At 44.4% G+C, this 8072-nt stretch carries 9 protein-coding genes and 1 rRNA gene; 2 read left to right on the top strand and 8 right to left on the bottom strand.

Annotated elements, in window-relative coordinates; genetic code table 11:
- The coding region (locus GRP75_RS15315; RefSeq protein WP_237449063.1) for a Ger(x)C family spore germination C-terminal domain-containing protein at positions 1-383 on the top strand (383 nt) is incomplete at its 5' end.
- 903 nt (positions 384-1286) lie between these two features.
- Here the strand turns inward: GRP75_RS15315 and rrf are convergent.
- The 8 genes from rrf to GRP75_RS15355 form a co-directional block, all read right to left on the bottom strand.
- Positions 1287-1403: ribosomal RNA gene (gene rrf / locus GRP75_RS15320) — 5S ribosomal RNA — on the bottom strand.
- A 361-nt stretch (positions 1404-1764) separates the two neighbouring features.
- Complete coding sequence (csaA, locus tag GRP75_RS15325; protein WP_160789725.1) at positions 1765-2097, bottom strand: chaperone CsaA; 333 nt, start codon at positions 2095-2097, stop codon at positions 1765-1767.
- Between the two features lie 95 nt (positions 2098-2192).
- A complete protein-coding gene (locus tag GRP75_RS15330) occupies positions 2193-2516 on the bottom strand; it encodes a putative quinol monooxygenase (protein WP_160789726.1) in 324 nt (107 codons plus the stop codon).
- A 111-nt stretch (positions 2517-2627) separates the two neighbouring features.
- Complete coding sequence (locus tag GRP75_RS15335) at positions 2628-3725, bottom strand: FAD-dependent monooxygenase (RefSeq protein WP_160789727.1); 1098 nt, start codon at positions 3723-3725, stop codon at positions 2628-2630.
- Between the two features lie 12 nt (positions 3726-3737).
- Positions 3738-4589 (bottom strand): SDR family NAD(P)-dependent oxidoreductase, encoded by an 852-nt coding sequence (locus tag GRP75_RS15340; protein ID WP_160789728.1) that lies wholly within the window; start codon positions 4587-4589, stop codon positions 3738-3740.
- 362 nt (positions 4590-4951) lie between these two features.
- Positions 4952-5491 carry a TetR/AcrR family transcriptional regulator gene (locus tag GRP75_RS15345; RefSeq protein WP_160789729.1) on the bottom strand — a complete coding sequence of 180 codons (540 nt, stop codon included), beginning with the start codon at positions 5489-5491 and terminating at the stop codon, positions 4952-4954.
- 238 nt (positions 5492-5729) lie between these two features.
- Complete coding sequence (locus GRP75_RS15350; RefSeq protein ID WP_160789730.1) at positions 5730-6815, bottom strand: L-dopachrome tautomerase-related protein; 1086 nt, start codon at positions 6813-6815, stop codon at positions 5730-5732.
- Positions 6816-7363: 548 nt separating this feature from the next.
- Positions 7364-7645, bottom strand: a complete 282-nt coding sequence (locus GRP75_RS15355) for a hypothetical protein (protein ID WP_044785939.1) — start codon at positions 7643-7645, stop codon at positions 7364-7366.
- A 193-nt stretch (positions 7646-7838) separates the two neighbouring features.
- Between GRP75_RS15355 and GRP75_RS15360 the strand changes: the two genes are divergently transcribed.
- Positions 7839-8072, top strand: a 234-nt coding sequence (locus GRP75_RS15360) for a spore gernimation protein GerQ (protein ID WP_160789731.1), incomplete at its 3' end; no start/stop codon positions are given.

Consider the following 8072-nt stretch of genomic DNA (forward strand, 5'->3'; position numbering starts at 1 on the left):
TTTCCATTCTTCTCGGCCAGGTTCGCTCAAAAGTAGACCTTCATTGGAACCGCGGCGACAGCATTTACGCGGTGAATGTCAATTTCTACGCCAGACTGGTGGAATATCAGGGAGATCGTTATTTAGGCGATACAAACAACCTGATGGAATTGCAAAGTGAAATTGAAAACTTTCTGAAGGAGCGTACAACGGAACTTCTTCAGCAAATGCAGAAGTGGGATGTAGACCCGTTATCTATGGGATATGTAGCACTTCATCCATTCTCAAAGCCTATTTCCGGAGAAGAGTGGCAGAAAACAAAAAGAAGTCTAAATTATCAGGTGAAAGTTCACCTTACACTCAACCCGCTCCCGGCAATTCCTTCTTATCAAAATCATCGTTAGTACTTGCTGTGTGTCAAAATCCCCTCTTTAGGTATGTATGGGAAATTTAAGGGGAAATTAAATGGGGCCCTGCAGAAAGTAAGGATTCTTTAAGTTGCACCAACGAGATGACCTTATCAGATTCATCTACGATGCTTATAGAACCCATATTTTCATCGTAGAAGGCTTCCATTTTATCGGCAATAGTACCATGTTCTTGTCCATTATAAGCAATGGGATCAAGTTCTTGTCCTGCGCATAGGACATTCATGTAAATTTTGTAAGTCCACCGAAGAGTTAAGTTATTTTAAGGGTTCTCTTATTTGTAAAAGCTGTACCTGTATGCTCAAGATTCCTCCTACAAACAAACAGGTTTTACAGCCAAAAGAGATTATGGCCCAGCCAACTCATACAAAAAATGTTTAGCCCACAAGTGATAGGGTATCGTTCGGAATTTGAAGCAAATACCTGAATGGCCATGAGCTGTACGGGTATCCATAAAGTTAATTCTTAGATTCAATGGGTTTGATCGCCTATTGAGCGAAAAGCGCATTTTCCAAACCCGAACAGAGAATTCCCCGTGAAAAACGGGGATTCAGGTTGTTGAGAAAGTCTCAACAGCTATTCTTATTTCTACGTAGTTTAACACGACATCGCGTTAATGTTGAAACAAATAGCGAAGCTTCACTGAGGCTAAACAGCTCACGACGTTTTGGACTGCGTAATGCGACAGAACAATTGCTCATGGCTGCTAACCAAGAAGGTCGCCTTCCATCTGGAAAGGAAAGCGAAGGATGCCTGACTGGCGTTTATTTCACCCGAAAGAACGGATTAAAACCAAGAGAAACCCATGTCTTTTCATCAGACATGGGTTTCTCAACAATCTGAAAGCGTATCCCGTTAAGGGGTGTGCTTTTTTGTCTTGCTTGGCGGCGTCCTACTCTCCCAGGACCCTGCGGTCCAAGCACCATCGGCGCTGGAGGGCTTAACGGCCGTGTTCGGGCTGGGTACGTGTGGAACCCCTCCGCTAGCGCCACCAAACATGAATTCACATCGTGAATTCTACCTTCAAGGTGTTACACCCTGAAAACTGGATCCGAAACTTTATTGCGTCTTATCTTTAGGATAAGCCCTCGACCGATTACATCTCTTTCTCGAATATTCCCTTTGTCGAACTCTTTCTAAGGATTTCTCAATGCTCTTCAAGTCCATATTAAATTTTGACAAAAAACTGCACCTCCGATCTGTTAGATGGTGTCCAACAATTGGGGTGCAGTTCACACACTACTCAGCTGCTTTCTTAATTGTATTGAGTTAACGTCTACGCGTTGTTCAATCAAAGAGCGACTGTCGACGTCGATGACATCATATCGGGAATGTTATCAAGTTCTCGTCATCTAACTTATCCAATAGGAGTACCGTTAGGTATTTCAGTATCCGGTTTTAATAGAATAACATCTCCTTTTTCCGGGACTCCTCCCAAAACTAATACCTCCGATTTGAATCCAGCAATGCGCCGAGGAGGAAAATTAACGATTCCTATAATTTGCTTTCCTACCAATTCTTCAGCCTTATACCGCTTAGTTATTTGTGCACTTGAGGATTTCAAGCCGATCTCCGTTCCAAAATCAATCTTAAGCTTTATCGCAGGGATCTTTGCTTCTTCAAAAAACTCCGCTTCCTTAATCGTTCCGACACGGATATCTAGTGCTGCAAAATCATCGATCGTTGCCAATCTTTTACCTCCTCCTCTAAAGTCTTTAGCCGCTCTCAAAAATATCTCTCACGCTTTCCCGACAGAACTTAATGAATTCCGCTCGGTGTTGTATTTTACTGCGCTGGTCGAAACGGCTTCAGGAGTCGAATCCCTTCCTCAATGGATCCCTCCATCAATTCCAAGAGCTGGGGTACCAGTTTCTGCATCCGGGGGGCGTTCAGGTGCCGATCGAGAGCATCCTGGTCTTCCCAGCGTTCGTAGATGATGAATGTGCCAGGCTTGCCTTCTACCTCGTGAGCCTCGTAGTCAATGTTGCCCAGGTCGTTGCGCGACGGGGTGACAGCAGCCGTCATGATTGCCTTCATCTCAGCTTCTCTTCCTGCCTTAGCTCTCGCCTCCCAAAGTACAGTAACGTAACGGTTCTTTGTATCGTTCATGCTAATTCCTCCTAATTTATATACTTCGTAATTTTGCTTTAGCATTTTCTCAAATGGAATTGCCTATTTATGCATGAAATTCTGGTGTATCAATGGCTTAGCATAATGCTGTTATAAGCAACCAAAAGAACGATTAAAGCCCTGGCCCGCAAGAACATCTTGACGAGCCACATCTAAACCACGTATTTGGTATTCACTCAAAGCATTTATTATCGAATTCGGATACTTTTTAATCGCGTCCATGATGGCAACCGTATCATCATCAAGTGAGTCATTAAAGCCTGCGCCCGACATTGGCGACATGGTATGAGCTGCGTCTCCAATCATGGCTATTCTTCCTTTTGACAATATATTAGGGATGTATTCATTAACAGGTGCCCCAATTAAACTGCGATCCTTGATCGCGATTTGCAAAATGGCATCATCTTCTTTGCTCCAATGGGCTTGGCTGGTTTGTGATAGTTCTTCCAGCAGCGAAACCGGAATAGCTTCACCGTATAAGGAATGCTGGGTAGTCCCATCCTTTAACACACCTAATTCAGACAGCAATTGATTATGCGAATGATCAAACCAGCAAAAATCTATCCATCGCTGGCCAGGATTGGTTCTCCCCTCTATCCCTGGCATCATCGCAGTAGTCAATGTACCGGCAGCACTATCATTGAAATAAGCGTTCGAAAGCTGACGTTTTTTCCAGTCTTTCTTCTGCAGCAATTTTTTCTCCACTTTCCCTACCCAAACCAAATAGCCAGCATAATCTGCAAATGGTTTGTCAGGGCTTAAATAACGGCGGACAATACTGCGATATCCATCTGCGCCAATCAAAAAGTCTCCTTTAAACGTCTGCTCCTTTTCACTAGTAGCCCAAGCAGAAGATTCATTTTGCCCAATACTAACAATTGGTGTATGGTGCTGAAGGGTAATACCAGGTTCCTTAGCGACCGCATTGAGCAAACGTTCTTGAATGGCTGACCAGGCTTCAACATTGTTGTTACCATTGGATGCCAAATTACTTAGTTCTCGTTCAATTTCACTATTAGAATAAGGCTTTGTGTGTAGGCGAATAAAAGCACCATTCCTTAATGATGAATCTGCACGTTCAAGAATAGTCACTGCATAACCAGAACGGGACAACGCAAGTCCCATCATTAGTCCACCTAAAGATCCACCAACAATAATGGCATGTTCAAACTGTTGTTGTAACATCATTTCATACTCCCATTACTGCAGCTTCATCTGGCTGCGGAGCATCCGGTCGAGGAGTTTATCCGGGAGAATACGAACCAGTCGGGTCAGCAGTGCCGAATCGCGGCCGGCCATATAGCGGGTGCGCGGCTTACTTTCGTGGATGGCTCGTGAAACCACTTCTGCCACTTTCTTAGGAGGGATACCGTCCGTTGCCCATGATTCAGCCTGAGCCTTCACGGCGTCAAAAAGACGATCATGGCGTCTGTGCTGATCGGGTGTCATCAACTTGGACAGCCGATCGGCTGTCGTAACCCCTTTCTCCGACAGGCTGGTGCTGACACCGCCCGGAGTAATCATGATGACCTTGAGTCCGAACGAGGACATCTCTCTGCGGAGACTGTCATTGATCGCTTCCATCGCGTACTTTGCAGCCGAATAAATTCCGAAACCGGGCATTGAGATTTTGCCGCCAACGGATCCGATATTGACTACGCGTCCGCCGCTGTTCAGCAAGACCGGAGTAAGCGCCTGAATAACTGCGACCTGCCCGATCACGCTGACTTCGATCTGACGGCGAAATTCATCCAGCGGAACCATCTCAAGAGGTGCATTAACGGCAATGCCGGCATTGTTGACCACGGCGCGCAAAGGGCGACCAAGCGGATCTTGCTCCACTCGTTCGGCCAGCGCCCTTAGTGTGTCGATAGCGGTAACATCGAGAATCACCGGTTCGATATTTTTTTGTTTGATTTTGTCGGCATCTTCTTGACGGCGAACCCCAGCTAAAACGTGAAATCCGTCAGCGGCGAGCTTCTCCGCGGTAGCCCTGCCGATTCCACTTGAAGTACCTGTGACGACAACCATTTCTTGAGTGTTATATGGCATTGTAAACCTCCTGAGTTTGATAAGTTATGGATCGCTGTATAGCACTGTTATACGGTTATTATAGCACCGCTATACAGAACTGTCTATAGCGGTGCTATACATTTTTGCATAGTGTTGTCCTCTCGCGACCTGAACATCATTTTTGGCGGGCGCAACGTGATGTACTTCGACGCTCACGAAATACCGTGCCGTGAGGAATAAGCTCATCAAAACCCTCTGAAAATGAAAAAGATCGCCATCCTGCTTGGATAGGCGATCTCTCTTATGTGCCACTATTTGTGGTGCTTCATCTCTTTACCATGAAACAAGACAAAGCCCCAATGGGGCTTTGTCCGGAGTCTCCAGGTTCTGTCATCGATCCCTCATTTTGAACCGGCGTCCGGCCTTAGGATCAAAATGATCTGCATTACGCTTTCCCGAATGAGATCAACGACGTCGGGCTGGGGGGGAGGTGCCTTGCGAATTTGGGCCCAGACCAGATCTGCCGCAGCTTCGGCTGAAACAGCCAGTTTTCCTTCGGCGGCGACTCTTTGAACATTTTGCACCAGTGCTTGGTACGACTGATCTGCCGCCTCGATATGGGCACCCTCGAGCAGCCGCCCCATCATCGCCGCATAAATCCGTGGACGGGCTGCCGCAAAGCGCACATAGTCATCCCATCCCTGACGAAGCGCCATTTCTGGAATAGGGGACTCCACTGCAGCAATTTTGCTTTCAAATAACTGTTTGAACGCTTCCACTATAGCTGCACTCAGGAGTCCATCGGCATTACCGAAATGGTGGTAGAGTGTAGGAGCAGTAACCTGTGCGATCGAAGTGACAGCTCGCGTCGAAAATTGGGCTCCGCCCTCTTCTTCGAGTACCTTAAGAGCAGCTGCTAATATTTTGTCATATGTGTTCATACATCTATTATAGCAGTGCTATATAGGTATGTCCATGACGAGGGTTGTACTCGTGTGACCATGTCATCCCGTTTGAGATCACAACATCGTAAAACACTGCCTCTTTTAGTTTTATTGAGCTATCGTTCCCCTTAATTCAGTAGACAGCCGTTCGGAAGCCTTTAAATTCTTCAAAATAACAAAAAATAAAATTCATGATCTACGCAATAGAGTCAATTTGAACAATGGGTTCTATTTATCAAAAGGTAGGTGCAGGTAATTCATCAATTTTCAAACGTAGTAAACTATACGGTTTTTTTCGCAGGTCTTTTCCATAATGAAATCTTGCCTGTCTATGTAATTGGTTCACAATTACATATAAGTATTGATCCGGACCAATAGAAAAAGTATCTGGCCATAAAATTCTGGGATCATGGGCGATGGTTTCCATGATTCCATTCGGCAATATCTTTCGAATACTATCGTTTTCATAATCTCCAGCATAAACGTTTCCTTTTGCGTCCGTGATCATCCCATCAGATGCCCCCTTCTCTCCCCAATACTGCACAAGATCACTTAACTTGAAATCCGGAATCGTTCTGTCTCTTAACGATTCTGTTGAGATTGAGTATAGCTGGCGACTGGTTAATGGACAATAGAATAACATTTTTCCATCAGGGGAAATGGCTATACCATCAGAGGCCAATCGAAAGGGAGATGTCGAACCATCCGCGTTTCGATTCATCAAAATTTTGCCTTCCACTTTCGGTACAAAATACGGATCGGGTGAGGTTGAGCTGGCTCCATGCAACCGTCTATACGCATTTCCGTTTTCTAAATTTACGACGATAATAGCGCCTGGACCATTGGAAGAAGAATCCGTTATATATGCGTAACCTGCTTTACCTACACGAAAGTCAAATCGGACATCATTCAAATACGTTGTCGGCAAGACTACATCATCTGCAAATGTATATACTTTTCTTATTGTATTTGTTTCTAAATCTACCGCGACTAATTTTGCCCCTCCTTTAATTGGCTCAGAAAAATTTGGTGCAGCCGTATCCAGTATCCACAGGGTTCCCCTTCCATCTGCAACAACACTTTGGACACTGATGAAGGACATAGCGATATTCAATGGGTTGATCAAATTCGTTTCTAAATTAGGATAAGGCTGCAACTGACCCTCAACAATTTCCGCTACTGTAAATCTAACGTCATCTCCCCATTTCGGAAAGCAAATGAAGATACGCCCGGTTTCTGACACACTAACGCCTGTAGGCATAGGCCCATAAAATGAATAAACGAGTTCTAACTTACCGAAATATTCTTCCATAGGTAACATAGTTTTTTTTGATATCCTCCCCACCATATTTGAACGGATATTACCTATAATATGTTTAAAACTTTTTCTAATTCCTAGCTCTTAATGATTCTTTTTCTAACCAAAACATAGACGCAGAGTAGAGTAACCCTCTGCTGGTTGTTGCGCCTCAATTTTATGATGCCGACCAGTTTGTAGCTGGTTAGTCATCAACATCCGTGCAGGTAAGTGGCATCATGCGACACATTGGCGATGTGGATTTCACTTTGCTGCCTGTAATACTAGTCTTTTGAATGAGTGTGCGGTGCTCAAATACGGAGATGAGCTAATTTTTGTCGATATAATTTCTAAAATGAAGATAGGCTAACTTCAGGAAGAGATCAAAGCTGGCATATTGTATAAATGGGGATTCACTGCTTAATAATAACGAATTTAATTAAGTTTTTTGAAAATGTCCAAGACATCTCAAAAAACAAAAGGCTTCGGCGCAAGCCGAAGCCTTTTGACGGTGACTCTCCGTTGTCTTTGGCAAGTAGTTCGTCTGAAAGTCTAACTGAGCCAAGAGCATTTTATTGTTGGTCCGGCAGACGTAATGCGTTTGCTGAAGTTTGCGCTTGATCTAAAAATTCCTCTGCCTGAGTTAATTGCCGCCGGGCCGTCTCCAAAGCTTGTGAATTTGTTGCCGCGTTAGGTTTACTTATCGAGTTCATCGCCTGATTTAAAGCCGTTTGCACCTCAGAAACCGCGTTAGAAGCATGTTGCTCCAGCGTATTGCCGCTCGAGTTAAGTGCACTTTCTGCCGGTTTTCTTGCACCTTCAGTGGCTAGATCAATTTTGTTTCCATTAGGCAAGGTGTGTCCTCCTCCCTTAAGCAAAGATCATTAATTTAAACATTAATAAGTATGCAGTTGATATTTTGTTTGTATTCCTGCAACTAAATAGGAGTATATGGATCACACAACAATTCCAGCAATCAATTTTAGTATAAGATGCGATGCGTTGGAAAATCTAACTTTGGTGAAAAAAGGAGGTGAGAATTTGTCAATGAATACTCCAGCGTTAGCGCCGCACGAATCGATGGAACTGCATGAAGCGTTAAATTTTAAAACGCTCTGCCTCGCTAAGTCAAAACTTATGCAGGGCTTGGTCTTTGACCAAGAGTTAAAAGCGTTAATGCAGAAAGACGTAATTCAATCCACACAACAGATCGCTGAGCTGCAAGCAATCTATGCAAGAGCTCCTTTCCAAGCGCCCCATTCCTTCAACGCCATCTCTCCA

Source organism: Paenibacillus sp. OT2-17, assembly GCF_009827695.1.
Classification (GTDB): Bacteria; Bacillota; Bacilli; order Paenibacillales; family Paenibacillaceae; genus Paenibacillus; species Paenibacillus polymyxa_B.